Raw genomic sequence first — 19,754 nt, forward strand, 5'->3', positions numbered from 1 at the left:
GCTCTGCGCGGTGGGGGAGGAGGTGCGGGTGACGTCGTCGGCGCGGGCGGCGGGGGTGGTGCCGGGGCGCGACTCGTCGAGGGGTTCGTGGGTCACCGGCACATCCTGCCAGCCCCCTGTTTCGCGCGCGTGACGGGCCGCGCCTCCTGCGGCTCGACGGTGTCCCGTTGGAGCGATCAGGCCACGCCGGCCGTCACCATGGCGATCGGCACGACGACGGCGATCAGGCCGGCGACCGCCACGAAGGCGCAGAGCACCGGACGTCGGTTCGTCAGCGGGACGACACCGGGCACGATGAGAGCCGCCTTCTTGCCCGAGAAGACCTGATCGGCAGGCATGATCGTGAGGCGTGCGTGCTGGGCGATCTCGAGCAGCTGTTCTCCGGGCCAATTGGCCTCGGTGAGGACGAGGCGGCGGCCCTTGCCGTTGCGGACGGCGAGGTATGCCAGGTTCTGCACGCCCATGTTGAGGGTGCAGAGGATGCCGCGCTGTGAACCGTCGAGGTCGATCGTCGTGGTGCGTCCCCAGCTACGTCGGGCCACCGCAGTCTCGGACACCGTGATGCTCGTCGTCCGCAGGTAGAGCCACAGGCCTCCCGTCAAAACGATCAGCAGGACGAGGAGGTACGGGACGACGGCCAGTCCCATGCGGTTCCAGCCGATCAGGAAGGCGAGGGGGATGAGAACGAGCCGGTTTTTGGCCTGGGACCAGAAGTGCGGCCAGTCCGGGCGGTAGGTGGTGGCGGACGCGGGGGAACTAGTGGTCATGGTTCTGCTTTCTCTGGGGTGGTGTCTGATGAAGGGCCGTTCGTGGGACGCCAGGAAAGACCTTGTGCGAGCTCGTCCATCAGGGTGACGACCTCGGAGAACGGGTGGGGAAAAGGAGCTTCGGCGATCAACGTGACACGGGTCGAGGTGTCCGCCCGCAACCACGTCCAGGTCACCTGGCCCATGGCGGCTGGACACAAGAGACCCGGAAGTGGCACGAGGCGGACGGCCTGAATCCGATGGGCGCTTCCGAGCTGCGTTCCGAGGGTGGCGACGGAGGGTGGCCCGAGGCATGTCGAGCTCGCGGCGAGGGCCTCTCTCAGTAGCCCCTCTCGTGTGGGACGGTCGTCTTCGCCGACGTGGAGGGCGGCCCAGGCGGCCAGGCCAGAGCTCTGACTCCCGGAGGCCACGAACGCGGCTATCGCGCCTTGTTCCTCCAAGGTCGTCCGCAGTCCGGCAATCGATCGGGAGTCATTGGGAGACCCCTGGCCCGCCACGCCGAAGAGTGGTCGCCAGAGAGACGAGTGATGGATGGTCAATCCCAGGTCTTGGTCGGACCTCATGCGCTCGCCACCGCGACGACACGGGGAGCCCAGAGCGACCAGATGGCGATGCCAATGAGGACCGCGGCGATCATGGTCAGGCAAACCGTGATGACGAGGGTCGCCCAAGGATGTCGTTGCAGGGGCGACAGCATGCCTGGCGCGAGGGCGTCTGCTTCCGCAGGGCTCAGCAGACCATGGCCGTTGGAGTATCTGAGAGGAAAGTGGCGGGAGATCCGTTCCAGGTCGGAGGTGGCCCAGTAGGCACCCGTCAGACGCATGATGGGCTGCCTGCCCCGCCCCAGGATGAGTCGAAGAACGGGTCGAGGACCATCGACGTTGGCGAAAATTCCGGCCATCGGGCGAGTCCTAGGCACATGTCGAGTCAGGAAGAAGCGCGAGTAGCTCAACCCCTGGTCGTGCAAAACGATGCGGGTGGTCACCATGTAGAGGCCGACGCCGCCGAGAACGAATGCCAGTACGACTGCAGCAAGAGCCCAGCCCGCCGCCGAGTCCCGAACGGTGAACGGGATGAGGCTCGTGGACCCGACCGAGATGACGGCGTTTCGTGCGTAGTGGCGCCATTGTGGCCGCAGGACGAGTGGCGTTGACGTCGCCCGGCTCACGATGCGTCCTCCAAATCAGCTGAGGTCGACGAAGCTCCGGTTCTGGCAGGCATGGTCCATCGGAAGGCGCGCACGAGGTCATCGGCGTGGGCGAGTTGCGGCGAGAGAAAAGCTCCGCCCGTCGCGATGAACGTCAAGACGAGGACACAATCGCCCCGCTCGGGAACGTCGACGACGTAATGAACGCGTGCCGTTTCGAGGGGGTCCTCCAGCGCTTCGCGTTGCTCGGGTGAAAGATTTGTCCGGCCGTCGATTCCCGACCGCTCGAGCGCGACTTCGGTCGTCCTGGTCCACTGCGCGGCGCTTTCCGTCCAGCGATCCAGGACCCGAGCGATGTCGCCCTGGCTGGTACTCATGCTGCTGAGCAGGCTCGTCGGCCCGGAAAGGGAACGTGCGACTTCTACCTGCAGCGAGACGCCGGGGCGAGCCTCACTCGTCACCACGGGCAGGACGGACAGGCACATGGGGCCCATCGGCGGCCCGGCGGCCGAAGAGAAGACGAAGAGGTCGACTTCGAAGGTCACGCGAGTCTTGGTGCGCGCCGAAACGGCATCCCGAAGGGTTCGCTCGATCGCGTCGCAACTCAGCGCGGTTCCGGTATGGATGAGCGACACGGCCAAGGTCATCGGAAGAATGCCGGTCCGCGAAGGTCCGCAGAAGAGGAGAAGTGCGGCCAGTCCGGGCGGTAGGTGACGGGGGTGGTGGGTGCTGTGGTCATGGTCCTTCTCTCAGGTGGGAGTTGACGGCTGGCGGTGCTGCCCTGCTGCGTCGGTGACGCGTGCTCACTCATGCCGATGTCGAGATCTGCAGGAGTCGGGCCATGTCGTCGACCTCGGGTACGACGAGATCCGCGGGTTGGGGGTGTGGGCATTCGGTGACGAGGAGAACGACCTGACGGGCACCGTCCGCGTCGGGGACGACCCAGGACCAGGTGACGCGCGTGACGGCAGCACACGACGTCGGTTCCAGGCCGGGTCCGAGGACGCGAACGTTCTCGGTCCGGCAGGCGGGGCCCATGGCCGTCGAGGGATGGCCGTGGTCGGGCCGGTCGGTCCTCCGGCCTCGACCGCGAGCGTCGAGGTGCGGACAGCAGATCTCTTCTTCGTTTTGCACGATGACCAGGGCAGCCCAGCCGATCAGGCCGGCTGAGGCGTCGATGCGGGCCAAGGCGAAGTCGAAGTCCGCGAGTGAGGCCGCCAGCGCTTCGGCTCCCTGCAGCCCTTGACCGTGCGACAGGTCGATGCTCTGGGGCGAGTGCCTATCGTGGACGAGTCGCCAGGCGTCGTCATGGGTGATGGAGATGTTCACGGGGCATTCTCGTTTCGTGAGCCCCGGACCTCTCGGACGGTGCCGGACGTCGATCGGGACATGGCGATCAGGCGGGCGAGAACGCCCATGAAGGCGACGACGGAGCAGACCGTGGAAGCCGTCGCCACGCCGACGAGCAGCTCGGTCTGCAACGGCTCGAGAGCCGGGCCCGCGTCGGAGCGGAGGAAGACCACTCCGACGATCGACAGGGCGATGAGGCGGACGCTCGGGGCGAGCATTCGTGTCTGCAAGGCGCCGTACCCGGCGGCTGCATCGATGTGTAGCCCCCGGTTGAACTCGGGCCCGAGCGAGCGGATGGGCCGGGGCACCGGCCCGGGGAGCTTCGTCTTCGTCAGCCCGGCCGAGTCCAAGACCTCGAACAAACGGGTGCGACTGGTTTCGTCCGGGGCCCAGAGCGTCAGGGGCAAGGTCACCCGTTCGACACCTGACCGGTCGACGAGCGCGAGGGACCCCGCGGTCCTGCGAGAACGAAGGACGTACGACACCAACTCGGTGCCGGACGCGCTTCGGCTGGCTACGGTGACGAAATCCATGCCCACGGAAAGCTGGTCTCGCAGATGCAACCCGGTTCCGTCCACCCAGAGGCAGGCTCGGCGCGCGAAGCGTCGTGGTGATCGGGGGCTGACGGGGTGTTCGTGACCGCGGCGTCTCGTCGGCACGGGGAGCCATTCCACACAGGACGCCGAGACCGTCATCCCTGCACAGACGAGCGCGATGCAAAGAATGTTTTCACCGATGACGAAGGGAGACGCGTCCCTCAGTCGCACGGTCAGCCAGGAGGTCACGGCGACCATGAGGAAAGAGAGGACGACCGCGATCGTCGCAGCCACCTCGGCGCCGAGCCAGATGCGGTTCTCTCGAGTGGGTCGAAGTCCGACGAGGACGAGGTCGCCAGGGGCCGGGGTGCCCGACAGGAACGAGTCGGCGGAGGCCAAGGGGACGTCGAGCCGAGCTGCGAGGGACGCGAAGCCGGAACTTCGCATCATGAGGTCTGGATGGAGGTATCGGTGCCCTGGCCACCATTCGTTGAGGGGCCAGACGAAGGTGCCTTGTCGGGTCTCGATCCACGCGGCACCCTCCTGCCCGAACGGCGTCAGCGGAAACGACCGCGACTCGGACGAACTCCACCCCACCCGGACGACGTCCTCCCTGGGGACGAGAGTCTGGAGGCGTCCCCGAGCATCCGCGAGAACGAGGGCGCCCTGGTCGTCGAGTCCTGCAGCGACGTGCGCCCGAGCTCCCGCGAGCACGGGGCTCCTCGACGTGGCCGTGACGAAGGGGACCATCGCTGGAGACGGTGTCAATCTGCCCATGAGAACGTCCTGACGATCGAGTCGAGATGGGCGATCTGCGCTCCGAGCAGCGAGGTCCCCAGCGTGGACCCGGACAGGACGAGGAAGTTTCGCGGAGAGTTCCGGATGCCCGTCGCGAAGTGAACAGTGCCCTGCGACAAGGATGCCGACGTGGGGGTTGTTCCGACAGCGGTCCCGTCGATGCCGATCGTGTCGTGCAGGACTGTGTTCCACTCGTCCGCCGATCGGCTGACCCGTTGGACGGACCGAGACCAGGCGATTTCTGTGTCCTCGAGGGCACCGATCGAATTCGACGGCAGTCCTAGTCGGAGCAGCGCCCCCGTCGGATCGCTCTCCTGCGAGCAGGCATACACGACGAGCGACATGAGCGACATGGGCCCGATGCCCGTCCGAGACGCTCCGGCGCAGAAGTACAGCTCGAGTGCGCCGACCGCACGCGCCCGAGTGAGCGGTCTCGAGAGGGCTTCTCGGTAGCGGCGTCGCGCCGACGCCACCTCCCGAGAATCCCTGTCGGGGAGTCCGTCGAACGCGGCCCTGGCCAGTCGTTCGCATTCGACCGAGCTGTCGTTTCTCAGGTCGGCACGTCGCCACGAGGCGGGCAAGGTCAGCGAGAATGCGGTTTCGGTCACAGTGAACCCACGACCGGTTCACGTCGTTTCTGTCGGTACGACCCGTCGACGAGGTCGGACACGATCGTCTTGATCGTGACCACGTCACCGACGTGCCCCACGAGTCCGACGGGGCCGCTGACGCCGGCCCAGAGAATCCCCGGACCGAAGTGGGCGGTGGCTGACGGGCCACCTCGTGCCAAGCGGCGGACGAGGACGAGCTCGAGGCCGCCGCCGCCGACCATCTCGTCCACGAATCGAACCAGGGGGCTGCGGCCGATGGCGTCCGCTTGGGCCGAGAGCTCGCGACGGGCTTGCGCCCTCACGGCGTTGGCATACTTCGGGGCAACAGTGTTGGCCCGCAGAGCGGCACCGGAATGGGTCACCGACGTCTTCGTGGCCGACACGGCCCGGCTGACGGCGCGAAGTCCGCCCAGGCCGACGCAGGCCATGCCGAGGTTGGCGAGGTCACCGAGCACGTCCGCCGGAGTCGCGTCGCCGGCTGCGGCCTGGGCCAGGGTGATCAGAAGCGAGAGGGCGCCCGCAGCGATCGAGATCCCGAGCAGCAACGGGGCGACGGGACCGGCGAACATCGCAGCGATGCCGAGCACGAAGCCCAGAACGCTCAGGACGTCTTTGGTGATGTTCAGGGCTTCCTGCGCGTCGTGCACCACCTGCTTCACGTCGTCCCACCAGGTGTCGCGCAGCTCGTCGTCGCCGGCCAGGCGGATGGCCGCGATTGCCTGGTCGTTCAGGGCGCCGTACTCGCCGTCGGTGTCACCGCCGCTGCCGACCAGGCGGGTGATGACCGCCTTCGCGTCGGCGAGGTCGGTGTCGGCGAGGTCGACGGCCCGCGTCCGGGCGGCCTCTTGTCGGTCGATCTCGAAGGGGTCGGTCTCGCCGGGGACGACGAACTTGTCGGCCGTGCGCCGCGCCTCCTTCGCGTCGTCGGCGTCGAGGCGCGCGGCGTCGGCCTGGCGCTGCAGCTCTTCGAGGTCGTCCGCATAGGTGTCGAGCGCCGTGGCGAGGTCGAGGTAGCGCTGCTTCGCCTTGTCGATCGCGTCGGCGAGCGGTTCCGCCGAGGTCGTGAAGGTCCGGCCCGACTCGGAGTCCCAGCCGTCGGCCTTCGCCAACCGACGCAGTCGCCTCGACTGTGTCTCGATCGACGTGCCCGTGGCCCGAGCCGCGCTCGCCGACGACCGGATCTCGGTCGGGTCGCCGGGGACCGGGTCGCCAGGCAGGTCGAGGGGGCTCCAGTCCCACGGGCGGCTCATGCCGCACCCGCCGTGTCGGTCGGGGTCAGCGCCGCGGCCAGCTCGTCCTCGGCCTGCGTGAAGGTCTTCCGAGCCCCCTCGGCCATGGCGCCGACCGCGGCGATCGACTCGAGCATGCGCCCCCGGGCGATCGCCCAGTCATCCGCGAACGCCGTGACGGCCTGCTGCAGGCGGGGCGAGCCGATCCCGTCACCCGTGGTGCCGGAGCTGCCCGACGACAAGTCGGTGTGCAGGGTCTGCAGGTCGCGCGCCAACGTGGCCAGCGCCTCCAGGTCGATGTCCATGTACCCGGCCACGGTGGCTCCCCTCGTCGATATGAGCAATGTCACACACCATACCGACTGTTCGGCCCACCACGACCTGCCTGTGGACAACGCGTCGCCCGACGGGACACGCGCCGGCGATCCGCACCTAACGCCCCGCCACCCCCGGCCGATAGTCACCCGTAGCCGCTCAGGACGAGCAGCGACACCTGCCCCCACGGACGGAGGCAGGAGACACAGACCTAGGACGGGCCGATGATCGTCGTCACGCGACTCAACGACAGCAGATTCGCTGTCAACCCTGACCTCATCGAGCGCATCCACGAGACGCCCGACACGGTCCTGATCATGGTCGACGGCGCCAAGTACGTCGTGACCGAGCCGATGGCCGAGGTCATCGAGATGATCGCCCGTTACCGGGCCCGCATCGTCTCGCTCGCCTACGACGAGCCGTCCGTCACCGCGCCGGCCGGTCAGGCCCTCGGCAACCGCACCTCGACGGGTCCGCAGCTCGGCATCGTCCGTGGCTCGTCCGGGTCCGGAGGCGCGGGTCGCGTCACCGAGTTCCGTCCCGCCGTGCAGGCTCCCGCCGTGCACGCGCCGGCGCCGCACGCCCCGGCGGCTTCCGCCCCGACCGACGCCACGCAGGGACGCTGACCGTGGATCCCGCAACGATCATCGGCATCGTCCTCGCGCTGGGCGCCCTCTTCGGCATGATCCAGCTCGAGGGTGTCAGCATCGCCGGGCTGCTGCTGCCCGCGCCGATCATCCTGGTCTTCGGCGCCACGATCGGCGTCGGCATCGCCGGGACGACCATCAAGGACGCGATCCTCAGCTTCAAGAAGATCTCGCGCGCGTTCACCGGCAAGGTCGTCCCCCCGCAGTCGGTCATCGACGGCGTCGTCTCGCTCGCCGAGAAGGCCCGCAGCGAAGGTCTGCTCTCGCTCGAGCAGGAGGCCGAAAAGCTCGACGACCCCTTCATGAAGGGCGCGCTGCAGAACATCGCCGACGGCACCGACGGCGAAGAGCTGCGCATCCTGCTCGAGGACGAGATGGAGTCCCGCCTGGCCGCCGACCGCACGGCGAGCAAGTTCTTCATGAGCCTCGGCGGATACGCCCCGACGGTCGGCATCGTGGGCACGGTCGTCAGCCTCACCCACGTCCTCGAGAACCTCGCCGAACCGGACGAACTCGGCCACATGATCGCCGCGGCCTTCGTCGCGACCCTGTGGGGTCTGCTGACGGCCAACTTCCTCTGGCTGCCGCTCGGTGCGCGCCTGAAGAAGCTCGCCGACCTCGACGAGCTGCGCATGACGCTGCTGATGGAGGGGGTGCTGGCCGTCCAGGCCGGAAGCCAGCCGCGCCTCCTCGGCGAACGCCTCAAGGCCATGGTGCCGACGCACGCGCTCGAAGGCGGCGACGGGAAGGGCGGCAAGGGCGGCAAGGCCAAGGCCGGCGCGAAGAAGGGCGGCGACGACCAGGGGCTGGCCGCATGAGCGGGGCACGTGGCGGACGCAAGAAAAAAGGGCACGCCGAGGACGAGCACCCCGACGAGCGCTGGATGGCCTCGTACATGGACATGATCACCGTGCTGATGTGCATGTTCATCGTGCTGTTCGCCATGTCCAACGTCGACCAGGACAAGTACATCGCCCTGCGCAACTCGCTCGCCACCGGCTTCGGGCAGACCGACGTCGGCAAGGTCGACACGGCCTCGGGCACCGTCGTCAACGCCTCCGACGTGACCGCAGAGGGCAAGGGCTACTCGTCGGGCGACGAGACCGACATGAGCAAGGCCGCCGCCTCGGGCGAGGCCCAGACCGCCGAGCAGGCCGCCGCCGCCATGACGGCGGCTCGGGGCGAGCTCGACGACCTCACCGCGATCAAGGCGGCCATCGCGGCGAACCTCGAGGGCTCGGGGCTCAGCGCCGACGTCCAGTTCACGGTCGACGCGCGCGGCCTGACCGTCCGCCTGATCGGGTCGGAGACCTTCTTCGGCACGAACAGTGCCGACCTCAGCGGCACCGCCGTCGCCGTGATGAACGCGATCGGGCCGGTCCTGAAGGCCGCCGGTCACGACGTCTCGGTCGAGGGGCACGCCGACCAGCGCAGCTCGACCGCTCCCTACGCCACCAACTGGGAGCTCTCGTCCGCGCGGGCCACCCAGGTGTTGCGCGACCTCGTCGAGCGGGGCGGTGTGGGCGCGGATCACATCCAGTCGGTCGGATTCGGTTCGTCCCGTCCCCTCAGCGCGGGCTCGACCGACGCCGATCTCGCCGCCAACCGGCGCGTCGACATCGTCGTCCTGTCGAACCAGTCCGACGCCGTGAGCGCCCTGCTGCCGCAGCTCGAGCAGGCGGCGGCGGCCGCAGGAGGCGCGGTGACCGACGGTCGCAACCCCTCCGTCCAGCAGGCGGCCGACACCTCGACCACGGCCGAGTCGGGCGGCGCGTCGACGGCGGGCGGCGCGGCCGAGACCACGGCCGAGAAGAAGACGGAGAAGAAGACCGAGAAGAAGGAGGAGTCCTCGGGCCACTGACCTCCGACGGGCGACCCGGCCCGACAGCACGATGACGGCAACCCAGTCCGGGGGGTACGGACGATCCTGGGCTAACGCTCAGGTGGGGCGGGCCGATAGCTCCGTCCGTGACACTCCTCGACGCCCCCACGGGCAGCAGCGCACCGACCGCCACGGTCGGTTCGTCGACGCGCCCGCAGAAGGCCGTCGAGGTCTACGACTTCCGCCGTCCGACGACCCTCGCCCGTGAGCACTCGCGTGTCCTCGAGCTGGCCTTCGACACGTTCGCCCGGCAGTGGGGGACGCAGCTCACCGCCAAGGTCCGCGTGCTCTCGCAGGTCACCTGCGACCAGGTGCAGATGCTCACCTACGACGAGTACGCCTCGTCCCTGCCGCCGACCACCGCGATGGTGCTCTGCACGCTCGAAGGCGTCTCGGCGAAGGCCGTCGTCCAGTTCCCGTCGTCGGCCGCGCTGGCCTGGGTGAGCCACATGCTCGGCGCGGTGAAGCCCGCCACGCTGCCCGAGCGCACCTTCACGCCCATCGAGCAGGCCCTCGTGCGCCGCTTGATGGACGACGCCCTCGACGACCTGCGCTACTCGTTCGGCACGATGCTCGCCGATCCGATCAGCGTCGGAGGGTTCCAGTACAACTCCCAGTTCGCCCAGGCCGCGCAGAAGTCCGACCTGATGATCGTGGCCTCGTTCGAGATCCGCGTGGGCGAGCACGTGGCGCCGGGCACGGTCGCGATCCCCGCCGACGTCCTGCTGTCCCAGCTCGGCGAGTCCAACCCGACGATCGACTCCGCCGACGCGCGCGATCTGCTCGGCGCCCAGCTGGCCTCCGTACCCGTCGGCGTCTCGCTGACCTTCGCCCCGGCCGCGGTGCTGCCGAGCGTCGTGCTCGGGCTGGCCGTGGGCGATCTGCTGCCGCTGCCGCACCCGCAGCACCGTCCGCTCGAGATCAGCGTCGACGGCCAGCCCGTCGGTCGCGCCGCCGTCGGGGCCGCGGGCTCTCGTCTGGCCGGCATCGTCGTCTCCACCTCCCTGACCGGCACCGAAGAAGGAACCTCATGACCGGCACGACCATCACCCTGCACACCGCGGCGGCCGAGGCGCTGGTCGCCCAGCTGCCGACGCCCACGCCGCTGCGTGCCGTGGCCGTCGACCCGGCCTCCGCGCAGGGCCTCCGCGCCGCGGGCTCGTCCGTCGTCGTCACGTCGTTCGTCGGGTCCGTCTCGGCCGACACCGCGATCCTGCTCGCCGACATGGACCAGCTCGCGGCCGCCGCCGGCACCGACAACCCGATGGTCTCGGTCTCCGACGTCCTGCGTCCCGCTCTCGAGGCCGCGAGCGGCGTGCTCGGCACGGGCGTCCTCGGCGAGAGCCGTCGCGAGTCGGCCGACGCCCTGCTGGCCGATCCCGAGACGGTCGTCTTCGAGCTGACGGCCGCGGGTCAGCCCGCGGGCTGGTTCGCCCTGCGCCTGCGCGAGAGCGGCACGATCGGCGGCTCGTCGCCGGTGGCCCCGATGCCGGGAGCGGTGTCGACGGGCAACCTCGGCCGCATCAACAACGTCGAGATGGCCCTGACGGTCGAGATCGGACGCACCCGCATGTCGGTCCGCGACGTCCTCGGCCTCGAGCCGGGTGCCGTCATCGAGCTCGACCGCTCGGCCGGCGCCCCCGCCGACGTGCTGCTCAACGGTCGCCTGATCGCGCACGGCGAGGTCGTCGTCGTCGACCAGGACTACGCCGTCCGCATCACCAAGATCCTCGACGTCGCCGACGGCATCGCCTGATCGTGGACACCGTCGTCGTCGGCCTGCGGGTCGTCCTCTCGTTGGGCGTCGTCCTCGCCCTGCTCTGGGTGCTGCAGAAGCGCCTGGTGAAGGGCGGTCGCGCGGGCACCCGTGCCACGTCGCAGGTCTCGGTCGTCGCCCGTCAGGGCGTCGGCGCGAAGGCGAGCGTGGTCGTGGTCGACGTCGAGGGCGAGCGCCTCGTGCTCGGTGTCACGGAGTCGTCGGTGACCGTGCTGGCCGCCGCCGACCGTCCGGTCGACGCCGGCGCCCTCACGCTGGTCCCCGAGCCCACCGGGGCCGGGGCCGAGCCGGCAGCGCAGGAGGCGCGGGTCACCCCGATCGCGCCCGTCGCGTTCGCGTCCGTCCTGTCCGCCGAGAGCGCCGCGGCCCGCGACGAGCTGCCCGCCCGCCCGGTCGACGCGACCCCCGTCGAGCTGTTGCGCCCCCGCGGCGCCGCCCGTCGTGCCGCCGTCTCGCGTCCCCGTGACCTCGACGCCCGTCGCCGTGGTCGCACCGCGAAGTCGCTCGATGGCTCGATCCTGGCCCCCGACACCTGGCGCCAGGCCGCCGCGGCCCTGCGCAGCGGACGAGCCGGATGACCGGCCGTCGGTCGTCCGCGTCCCCGACCCGCCCCTCCTTCTCGTCCGCCCTGCGCGGGCTCGTCCGTCCCACGCTGCGCGACGGCCTGCACGGCGCCCCCCTCGGTCGCTCGGTGGTCGGCGCCGCCCCCGTGCGGTTCGCCGACACGCGCCTCGCCCGGGCCGTCGTCGTCACTCTTCTGGCGCTCGTCGTGGCGTCAGCCCTCGTGATGCTGATCGGTCAGCAGGCGAACGCGGCCCCGGTGGCGCCGACGGCCCCCACCGCGCCCACGGCCCCGGCCACGGACGGCAGCGGCACCGAGGGCACCACCGGCACGACCCCCACCGACTTCACCGACACCGACCAGACGACGTCCGACGGCACCGGCTCCGGTGGGCTCAACATCGACATCAACGGCCCCGACGGAGCGCCCAGCCAGGCCGTCGTCACGCTGATCGGCATCACGCTGCTGAGCGTCGCGCCCGCGTTGCTGTTGATGATGACGTCGTTCACGAAGATCTTCGTGGTGCTCGCGATGACGCGCAACGCTCTCGCGCTGCCCTCGATCCCGCCGAACCAGGTGCTCGCGGGGCTGGCCCTGTTCCTGAGCCTGTTCATCATGGCTCCGATCCTGACCCACATCAACACGGACGCCGTGCAGCCCTACCTCGACGGCCGTCTCGACCTGCAGGGCGCGATCGACGCGGGCATCGCCCCGCTGCGCGAGTTCATGCTCGCGCACACCCGTGAAGAGGACCTCGCGTTGATGACCCGGTCGGCGAACCAGCCGAACCCCGCCAGTCAGGCCGACGTGCCCATGCTGACGCTCATCCCGTCGTTCATGATCAGCGAGCTGCGCGCCGCGTTCATCATCGGCTTCGTCATCTTCATCCCCTTCCTCGTCATCGACCTCGTCGTCAGCGCCGCCCTCATGTCGATGGGCATGATGATGCTGCCGCCGGTGATGATCTCGTTGCCCTTCAAGATCCTGTTGTTCGTGCTCGTCGACGGCTGGGGGCTCATCATCAAGAGCCTCATCGAGAGTTACCAGGTGGGTGCCTGATGGATTCCAACGCCGTCCTCGACCTCTCGATGCAGGCCCTGATCATCACCGGCAAGCTCGCCGCACCCGTGCTGATCACCTCGCTCGTCGTCGGCTTCGCCATCTCCCTGCTGCAGTCGATCACGCAGATCCAGGAGGTCACCCTCTCGTTCGTGCCGAAGGCCGTCGCCGTCGGCATCGCCCTCGTCGTCACCGGCCACTGGATGATCAGCGAGATGGTGTCGTTCACGACCATGGTGTTCGACCGCATCCCCCAGCTGCTCAGCGGCGGGTAGGGGCGACCGTGTCGTTCGACCTGAGCTGGCTCGAGGCCACCCTCCTCGCCGCCGTGCGCATGACCGCGTTCCTCGTCATCGCGCCTCCGTTCTCGTACCGGGCCTTCCCGGCGCGGGTCAAGGCCATGCTCGGCATCGGGCTGGCGCTCGCCGTCGCACCGCGGGTCGCGCCCGGCTACGTGTCGCTCGAGACCGGCCCGTTCGTCATGGCCCTGGTGCTCGAGATCGTCGTCGGCGCGGTGCTCGGGTTCCTCGTCTTCGTGGCCTTCGCCGCCGTGCAGGCGGCCGGCAGCCTGATCGACCTCTTCGGTGGCTTCACGCTCGCGCAGGCCTTCGACCCGCAGTCGATGGTGAACGGCGCGCAGTTCACCCGGTTGTTCCAGATGACCGCGCTCGCGCTGATGTTCGCCACCGGCGGCTACCAGCTGATCATCGGCGGGCTCACGCGCTCCTTCGACGCCGTGCCGCTCGGTCTCGGCATGGACCTCACGCGCCCGGTCGAGCTGCTGACCACGGGGGTCAGTCAGCTCTTCCTCTCGACGATCCAGATCGCCGGGCCCCTCTGCGTCGTCCTGTTCCTCGCCGACGTCGGCCTCGGCCTGCTCTCGCGGGTCGCTCCGGCGCTCAACGCCTACGCGATGGGCTTCCCGCTCAAGATCCTCATGACGGTCATGCTGGCCGGTGGCGTGTTCCTCGCGCTGCCGGGCGTCGTCGGCTCGCTGACCGGCGACGCCGCCGACATGCTGCTGGGGGTGGGCTGACATGGCGGACGACTCCGGCGAGCGCTCCGAGGCCGCGACCGACAAACGGATGAAAGAGGTCCACTCCAAGGGCCAGCTGTCGCGGTCGCAGGACCTCAGCGCCTGGGTGGGCGTGGGGGCCGCCGCGGTGATGATCCCGTCGACGATCGAGCGGGCCTCGTCGGCCGGCGTCGACCAGATCTTCTCGATCCGTCAGGCGATCACGCACCCCGACGCGTCGACCGTCGTCACCGAATTGATGCAGGGCGCCGGGTCGATGGCTGCCACGCTCGGGCCGATGCTCGCCGTCGTCGGTGTGGCCGTGCTCGCGACCGCGATCGTCCAGGGCGGCGTGCACATCAAGCGCATGACCGGCAACTACGAGCAGTTCAACCTGCTCAACGGCTTCAAGAACACGTTCGGCACGCAGGCGCTCTGGAACGGCGCGAAGGCCTTGATCAAGACGACGGTCGTCGGCCTCGTGCTCTGGTTCGCGATCCAGGGCCTGATGCCCGTCCTCATGAGCGGCGGCGGACTCAGCGTCTCGGCCGTGCTCGAGGAGGCGAAGGCCGGCACCGGCATCCTCATCAAGGCGGCGATCGCCGCGGGGCTGCTGCTCGCCTTCGCCGACGTGTTCGTCGTCATGCGCCGCAACCGCAAGAAGACGCGCATGACCAAGAAAGAGGTCAAGGACGAGAACAAGTCGAGCGACGGCGACCCCCTGGTCAAGTCGCAGCGCCGCTCCCGTCAGCTCGCCATGAGCCGCAACCGCATGATCGGGGCCATCGCCGACGCCGACGTCGTCATGGTCAACCCGACCGACTACGCCGTCGCCGTGAAGTACGAGCCCGGCAAGTCGGCACCGCGCGTCGTCGCGAAGGGTGCCGGCACGGTCGCCGCCCGCATCCGCGAGCAGGCCACCGCCGACGGCGTCCCGCTCGTCGTCGACGTCCCCCTGACCCGCGCCCTGCACGCCGCCTGCGGTCTGGGCGACGAGATCCCCGTCGACCTCTACACGCCGGTCGCCCGCGTGCTGACCTTCGTCATGGCGCTCAAGGCCCGCGGCACGCTGAAGGGCACGCACACGCCGCCCCGCGTCACCACGGCCGACGAGGTGGCGGGCTTCCTCGCCCCCGAGTCGCTCGAGGCCGACGCCGTCCCCCGCCGACTCCGCGTCGCCCGCGAGGTCGCGACCGCCGCGGCCGACGCGACCTCCGCGTCCTCGCGCACCGCGCCTCCCGCGCCCTCCCGCTCCGTCCGTCCCGCCACCTCTGGAGGCATCCGATGAAGTCCACCCTGCCCAAGCTCGCCGTCCCGGTCGGCATCGTCGGCATCGTGCTGCTGCTCGTCGTGCCGGTGCCGGCGCCCCTGCTCGACGTGCTGATCATCCTCAACATCCTGTTGGCCCTGGTGATCCTGCTGACGACGCTGTTCGTCAAGAAGCCGCTCGACTTCTCGGTGTTCCCGTCGCTGCTGCTCGTCGCCACGCTGTTCCGCCTCGGGCTCAACGTGGCGTCGACGCGTCTCGTGCTCGGCGACGGCTTCGCGGGCGACGTGATCGCGTCGTTCGGACACGTGGCGGTGAGCGGCTCGATCATCATCGGTTCGGTGATCTTCCTGATCCTCGTGGTGATCCAGTTCGTGGTCGTCACGAAGGGTGCCGAGCGCGTCGCCGAGGTGGGCGCGCGGTTCACCCTCGACGCCATGCCGGGCAAGCAGATGGCGATCGACGCCGACCTCAACGCGGGCCTCATCACCGACGAGGTCGCCAAGCAGCGTCGCGCCGACGTCAGCGCCGAGGCCGACTTCTACGGTGCCATGGACGGTGCGTCGAAGTTCGTCAAGGGCGACGCGATCGCCGGCATCATCATCATCATCATCAACCTGGTCGGCGGCATCGCGATCGGCGCCCTGCAGAACGGCATGGCCATCGGTGACGCCCTCTCGCACTACGGGCTGCTGACGATCGGCGACGGCCTGACCACCCAGATCCCGGCACTGCTGATGGCCGTCTCGACCGGCATGATCGTCACGCGATCGGGTGCCGACACCGAGATGGGCGCGCAGGCCGCGTCGCAGCTCGGTCAGTCGCGCATCGCGCTCGCCGTGGCCGGAACCGCCGCCATCGGCATGGGCTTCATCCCCGGCATGCCGATCATCGCCTTCCTGCTGATCGGCGGGGCGCTGCTGATCGTCGCCTACCGGCTCGGCGTGGCCGCCAAGGCCGAGGAGGCGCGCGCGGCCCTCGCGGAACAGCAGGCGGCGGTCGTCGCCCCGACCGACACGACCGACGACCTGCTCGAGCAGATGCGGGTGCACGCGCTCGAGATCCTGCTCGCACCGGACCTCGTCGACATGGTCGGCGGGTCGTCGGACGACCTGCTCGGTCGGGTCAAGGCCCTACGCCGCAAGATCGCCGTCGACCTCGGCATCGTCGTGCCGCCGGTCCGGACCCGCGACAGCGTCGACCTGCCCCCGGCCACCTACTCGATCCGCATCGCGGGCGTCGAGGCCGGTCGCGGTCAGGCCCCGGCCCGTTCGGTGCTCGCCCTGGGCGACGCGCTCGACGGTCTGCCCGGCACCGCCACGGTCGAGCCGGTCTTCGGTCTCGCCGGCAAGTGGGTGCCCGCCGAGATGCGGCACAGCGCCGAGATGACCGGTGCCACGGTGATCGACCGCGTCTCGGTGCTGGTGACGCACCTCTCGTCGATCATCGCCGACAACGCCGCCCGCCTGCTCACCCGCGAGGACGTCCGCGTGCTGGCCGAGGGTGTCAAGCAGGTCAACGCGCCGGCCGTGGACGACCTCGTGCCGAGCATGCTGTCGCTCGCCGAGCTGCAGCGCGTCCTCCAGGGCCTGCTCTCCGAGCGCATCCCGATCAACGACCTGGCGCGGATCTGCGAGGGGCTGACGCTGCGGGCCAAGGTGTCCACCGACCCGGAGGGACTCGTCGAGGCGGCCCGCGCCTCCTTGGGGCCCGCGCTCACGGCGCAGTACCTCGACGGCCGGGTGCTGCGGGTCATCATGATCGACCCGACGCTCGAGCAGTCGATGCTCGAGGGGTTGCGGCCGAGCGACCAGGGCACGCAGATCCTGCTCGACGGGCACCGGGTCGAGCAGGTGCTCGGATCGTTGCGCGAGGCCGTGCAGTCGGTCGAGGCGCAGGGGCTCAGCGCGGTGCTGGTCTGCGCCCCGGCGTTGCGACCGGCCATCCACCGGTTGGTGTCGGCGCAGCAGAACGGCCTGCCGGTGCTGTCCTACCAGGAGGCCACCGCCGCCGGGTCGACCATCGAGACCGTCGGCGTCGTCCGTGCCGCCGACTCGATCGTGGCCTGACATGGCGACCACGATCGTCATGACCGGCGAGTCGCTCGACGGACTGCGCCGCGAGGTACGGGCGACCCACGGGGCCTCGGCGCGCATCGTCGCGGCCCAGAGGGTGACCGTCGGGGGAGTCGCCGGCTTCTTCGCCCGCAAGCACTACGAGGTGACGGTCGAGGTGCCCGAGGTGGGCGTCGACCTGCCCGTCGCCCGCGTGCGCATCACGACGCCGGTGCCCGCCGAGCGCGCCGGCATCGCGGCGCTGCTGGCCTCGGCTGACGAGGCCGAGGACGCTCTGCAGGCGGGAGCTCCGGCACCCCGGGCCGCCTGGTCGGCGTCGATGGCCCCGGGTGACGTGGCCTCGTCGAGCGCCCCGGTCCGGGACGGGTTCGACGACGTGCTGACCGGCTCGGCCGCGCCCGTGAGCCCGCGCCGGGCCGCCCGGGCCGCCGCGGCCGCCGCGACGACGACGGGCGGTGCCCCGGTCACGGCGTCCGCCGCAGGAGGCGCGGTGCCGGCCCCGGTCCCGGCCGACGTCTCGACGCGCACCGACGCCTTCGCTTCGATCATGGACGACCTCACCTTCAACGGGATCGCGCCCGCCGCCGGTGCCGACACCGGCGCCGGAACCGCGGGTGCGGGTCCCACCGCCCTCGCCGACGGTGACGCCGCCGACCCCGACCTGCCGCGCGGGGCCGCTCCCCGCCGCACGGCCGCCTCGCTCGCGGCCGCCGCCGACGCCCTCGCCGCGCAGGCCCGGGCCGTGGCCTCCCCGGGTGTGCCGCCCGCACCCGACGTGTCGCGCGGGGCAGGCGACCTCGTCGTGGTGGTCGGTCGCCCCGGCGACGCCTTCCGCGTGGCCGCCCAGATGGCGTCGACGTTCGGGCTGCGCTCGGTGGACGTGTCCGACCGCCGCAGCGGCATCCTGGCCCGGGCCACCGGCGTGCACGAGAACTCCGCCGTCGTGACGGCCCTGGCCTGGGACGCCGCCGCACCCGCCGCCCTCGAGGCGATCGCCGCCGATCAGGTCTGGGTCGCGGTCGACGTCGGCCGCAAGCACGACGACACCGCCCGCTGGGTCGAGGCCGTCCGGGCCGTGACGCCCGTGGCCGCGGCCGCGGTGGTCGGCGAGGACGACACGGCGACCCCGGGCACGGTGCACCTGCTCGGCGTGCCGGTGGGCTGGCGCGAAGGAGGCGCGACCCGCTGAGCCGCGCCTCCTCGGGTGGTCGTCCTGCCGCGGTCGCGCCTCGTGGTCGCCGCCGTTCCGCGGTCGCCGACCCGCGCCTCCTGCCTGTCGTCGTGACCGGACCGCCCCGCGCTCACTAAGCTGGCCCGATGCTGGTGCTGACACGCAAGGTCGGAGAACGCATCGTGATCGGCGACGACATCGTCATCACGGTGCTCGACTCCCGTGGCGACGGCGTGCGCATCGGCATCGACGCGCCCCGCGGCGTCAAGATCCAGCGCGAAGAGGTCATCAAGGCCGTCACCGAGGCCAACGTCGAGGCGGCGAAGGCCCCCGACGACGCCGAGGCCCGCCTCCGCGCCGCCCTCGGCGCACCCGCCCCCCGCGCCGACCAGTAGCAGGCGGTCACGCCGCCACGGGATGGTCACGCCGCCATCTCTTCGCCTGGCGTCGTGTCCACATCATGGTGCTATCGAGGCCCTCTCAGCGGGCCCCGAACACGCTGCGCGACGGCTCGGGCGACGGGACGGCGGTGGCGTCGGTGACCACGGGCGCGCCGGCGACGAAATCGCGCAGCTCGCGGCCGTGGACGACCTTGGCCGGCAGCGGGTCCGACGAATAGAGCCGAGGCATGCGGTCGGTCGGCAGCGGAGACGGCGAGCCGATCAGCACGACGTTGCCGAAGCGTCGGCCCTTGAGCGTGGCGGGATCGGCCACCGCCGCCACGTGCTCGAAGACGGTGGCGAGCGTCGACGCCTGCCCCCGGGCGAAGGCCAGCCCCGCGCCGTCGGCCGAGTTGACGATCAGCATGCCGGTCGGCGACAGGAACTCGGCCGCGGCCGTGTAGAACTCCAGCGAGGTGACGTGCGCGGGGATCTGCGAGCCGCCGAACACGTCGACGATCAGCAGGTCGACCGTGCCGCGCAGTCCGGCGGGCAGCTTCACCATCACCTCGCGGGCATCGCCGTAGCGCACCCGGATCGAGGCGCCGCGCGGCAGCGGCAGCGTCTCGCGCACCAGGGCCACCAGGTCGGCCTCGAGTTCGATCACCTGCTGGCGAGAGCCCGGCCGGGTCGCCTCGACGTAGCGCGGCAGGGTCAGGGCGCCGGCGCCGAGGTGGAGGGCCGTGACCGGGCCCTCGGGCAGCAGGTCGACGGCGTGCCCGATGCGCCGGACGTATTCGAACGCCAGGTGCGTGGGGTCGTCGAGGTCGACGTGCGACTGCGGTGTGCCGTCGACGACGAGCGTGTACGAACCGGGTCGGTGGCGGTCCTCGTCGACACGGGCGAGGCCCGCTCCGATCGAGATCTCGACGGGCGGTTCGTCGTGCTGTGCGGCCATGCCTCCAGCCTCCCATCCCGGGGACGAGGAGGCGCACGCGGCCCCCGATCCCGTGGAATGCCTGTGCATGCGCCCGGGTTATACCGAAGCTCGAGCGAAAGGTCAACGACAGGGCTTGCCAGGCGTGTCCGGGGCGACCTAGTATGGACCTTTGCGCTCCCCGTGCGTCCTGTCGTCATATTGCGGTCGACAACGTCTCGAGACACCC

The 19,754-nt window shown here is 70.4% G+C and carries 21 protein-coding genes; 13 read left to right on the forward strand and 8 right to left on the reverse strand.

Going from position 1 to position 19,754, the window contains the following annotated elements; all coding sequences use genetic code 11:
* Window positions 1–176: 176 nt before the first annotated feature.
* From HRF36_RS08505 to HRF36_RS08535, 7 genes are all read right to left on the reverse strand, one after another.
* Window positions 177–767 carry a hypothetical protein gene (locus tag HRF36_RS08505; RefSeq protein ID WP_173208909.1) on the reverse strand — a complete coding sequence of 197 codons (591 nt, stop codon included), beginning with the start codon at window positions 765–767 and terminating at the stop codon, window positions 177–179.
* Window positions 768–1,326: 559 nt separating this feature from the next.
* Window positions 1,327–1,935, reverse strand: a complete 609-nt coding sequence (locus tag HRF36_RS08510; RefSeq protein ID WP_173208911.1) for a hypothetical protein — start codon at window positions 1,933–1,935, stop codon at window positions 1,327–1,329.
* Window positions 1,932–2,561: a hypothetical protein gene (locus HRF36_RS08515; RefSeq protein ID WP_173208913.1), complete on the reverse strand. Its 630-nt coding sequence runs from the start codon at window positions 2,559–2,561 to the stop codon at window positions 1,932–1,934. The genes HRF36_RS08510 and HRF36_RS08515 overlap by 4 nt, the downstream gene beginning before the upstream one ends.
* Before the next feature lie 160 nt (window positions 2,562–2,721).
* Window positions 2,722–3,243: a hypothetical protein gene (locus HRF36_RS08520; RefSeq protein ID WP_173208915.1), complete on the reverse strand. Its 522-nt coding sequence runs from the start codon at window positions 3,241–3,243 to the stop codon at window positions 2,722–2,724.
* Entirely contained in the window at window positions 3,240–4,250 is a 1,011-nt protein-coding gene (locus HRF36_RS08525) for a hypothetical protein (RefSeq protein WP_173208917.1), read from the reverse strand. Before HRF36_RS08525 ends, HRF36_RS08520 begins: the two co-directional genes overlap by 4 nt.
* Before the next feature lie 952 nt (window positions 4,251–5,202).
* The gene (locus tag HRF36_RS08530; protein ID WP_173208918.1) at window positions 5,203–6,459 is read right to left on the reverse strand and encodes a WXG100 family type VII secretion target; all 1,257 of its coding nucleotides are present in this window, start codon (window positions 6,457–6,459) and stop codon (window positions 5,203–5,205) included.
* Window positions 6,456–6,755 carry a hypothetical protein gene (locus tag HRF36_RS08535; RefSeq protein ID WP_173208920.1) on the reverse strand — a complete coding sequence of 100 codons (300 nt, stop codon included), beginning with the start codon at window positions 6,753–6,755 and terminating at the stop codon, window positions 6,456–6,458. The genes HRF36_RS08530 and HRF36_RS08535 overlap by 4 nt, the downstream gene beginning before the upstream one ends.
* 222 nt (window positions 6,756–6,977) lie before the next feature.
* Here HRF36_RS08535 and HRF36_RS15820 point away from each other — a divergent pair, with 222 nt between their 5' ends.
* The 13 genes from HRF36_RS15820 (at window position 6,978) to csrA (ending at window position 18,603) form a co-directional block, all read left to right on the forward strand.
* Entirely contained in the window at window positions 6,978–7,379 is a 402-nt protein-coding gene (locus tag HRF36_RS15820) for a flagellar FlbD family protein (RefSeq protein ID WP_254281163.1), read from the forward strand.
* A 2-nt stretch (window positions 7,380–7,381) separates the two neighbouring features.
* Window positions 7,382–8,218 (forward strand): MotA/TolQ/ExbB proton channel family protein, encoded by an 837-nt coding sequence (locus HRF36_RS08545; protein WP_173208922.1) that lies wholly within the window; start codon window positions 7,382–7,384, stop codon window positions 8,216–8,218.
* On the forward strand, window positions 8,215–9,261 hold the full coding sequence (locus HRF36_RS08550) for a flagellar motor protein MotB (RefSeq protein ID WP_217271094.1): 1,047 nt from the start codon (window positions 8,215–8,217) through the stop codon (window positions 9,259–9,261). The genes HRF36_RS08545 and HRF36_RS08550 overlap by 4 nt, the downstream gene beginning before the upstream one ends.
* A 107-nt stretch (window positions 9,262–9,368) precedes the next feature.
* Entirely contained in the window at window positions 9,369–10,316 is a 948-nt protein-coding gene (locus tag HRF36_RS16295) for a flagellar motor switch protein FliM (RefSeq protein WP_173208924.1), read from the forward strand.
* On the forward strand, window positions 10,313–11,038 hold the full coding sequence (fliN, locus tag HRF36_RS08560) for a flagellar motor switch protein FliN (protein WP_173208926.1): 726 nt from the start codon (window positions 10,313–10,315) through the stop codon (window positions 11,036–11,038). The genes HRF36_RS16295 and fliN overlap by 4 nt, the downstream gene beginning before the upstream one ends.
* A gap of 2 nt (window positions 11,039–11,040) precedes the next feature.
* Window positions 11,041–11,637: a flagellar biosynthetic protein FliO gene (locus HRF36_RS08565; RefSeq protein WP_173208928.1), complete on the forward strand. Its 597-nt coding sequence runs from the start codon at window positions 11,041–11,043 to the stop codon at window positions 11,635–11,637.
* Complete coding sequence (gene fliP, locus HRF36_RS08570) at window positions 11,634–12,680, forward strand: flagellar type III secretion system pore protein FliP (RefSeq protein ID WP_371740089.1); 1,047 nt, start codon at window positions 11,634–11,636, stop codon at window positions 12,678–12,680. Before HRF36_RS08565 ends, fliP begins: the two co-directional genes overlap by 4 nt.
* Entirely contained in the window at window positions 12,680–12,955 is a 276-nt protein-coding gene (gene fliQ / locus HRF36_RS08575) for a flagellar biosynthesis protein FliQ (protein ID WP_123519563.1), read from the forward strand. Before fliP ends, fliQ begins: the two co-directional genes overlap by 1 nt.
* A gap of 8 nt (window positions 12,956–12,963) precedes the next feature.
* Window positions 12,964–13,716: a flagellar biosynthetic protein FliR gene (locus tag HRF36_RS08580; protein ID WP_371740090.1), complete on the forward strand. Its 753-nt coding sequence runs from the start codon at window positions 12,964–12,966 to the stop codon at window positions 13,714–13,716.
* A gap of 1 nt (window position 13,717) precedes the next feature.
* Window positions 13,718–14,983 carry a flagellar biosynthesis protein FlhB gene (locus HRF36_RS08585; protein WP_173208930.1) on the forward strand — a complete coding sequence of 422 codons (1,266 nt, stop codon included), beginning with the start codon at window positions 13,718–13,720 and terminating at the stop codon, window positions 14,981–14,983.
* Entirely contained in the window at window positions 14,980–17,031 is a 2,052-nt protein-coding gene (locus HRF36_RS08590; protein ID WP_173208932.1) for a flagellar biosynthesis protein FlhA, read from the forward strand. The genes HRF36_RS08585 and HRF36_RS08590 overlap by 4 nt, the downstream gene beginning before the upstream one ends.
* Window position 17,032: 1 nt before the next feature.
* Window positions 17,033–18,226 (forward strand): hypothetical protein, encoded by a 1,194-nt coding sequence (locus HRF36_RS08595; RefSeq protein WP_173208934.1) that lies wholly within the window; start codon window positions 17,033–17,035, stop codon window positions 18,224–18,226.
* 128 nt (window positions 18,227–18,354) lie between these two features.
* Window positions 18,355–18,603, forward strand: coding sequence for a carbon storage regulator CsrA (csrA, locus tag HRF36_RS08600; protein WP_043596512.1), 249 nt, complete (start codon window positions 18,355–18,357; stop codon window positions 18,601–18,603).
* 85 nt (window positions 18,604–18,688) lie between these two features.
* Here csrA and HRF36_RS08605 read toward each other — a convergent pair whose 3' ends face one another.
* On the reverse strand, window positions 18,689–19,546 hold the full coding sequence (locus HRF36_RS08605; protein ID WP_173208936.1) for a spermidine synthase: 858 nt from the start codon (window positions 19,544–19,546) through the stop codon (window positions 18,689–18,691).
* Between the last annotated feature and the right edge of the window lie 208 nt (window positions 19,547–19,754).

The organism is Frigoribacterium sp. VKM Ac-2836, assembly GCF_013248995.1.
Lineage (GTDB): Bacteria > Actinomycetota > Actinomycetes > Actinomycetales > Microbacteriaceae > Frigoribacterium.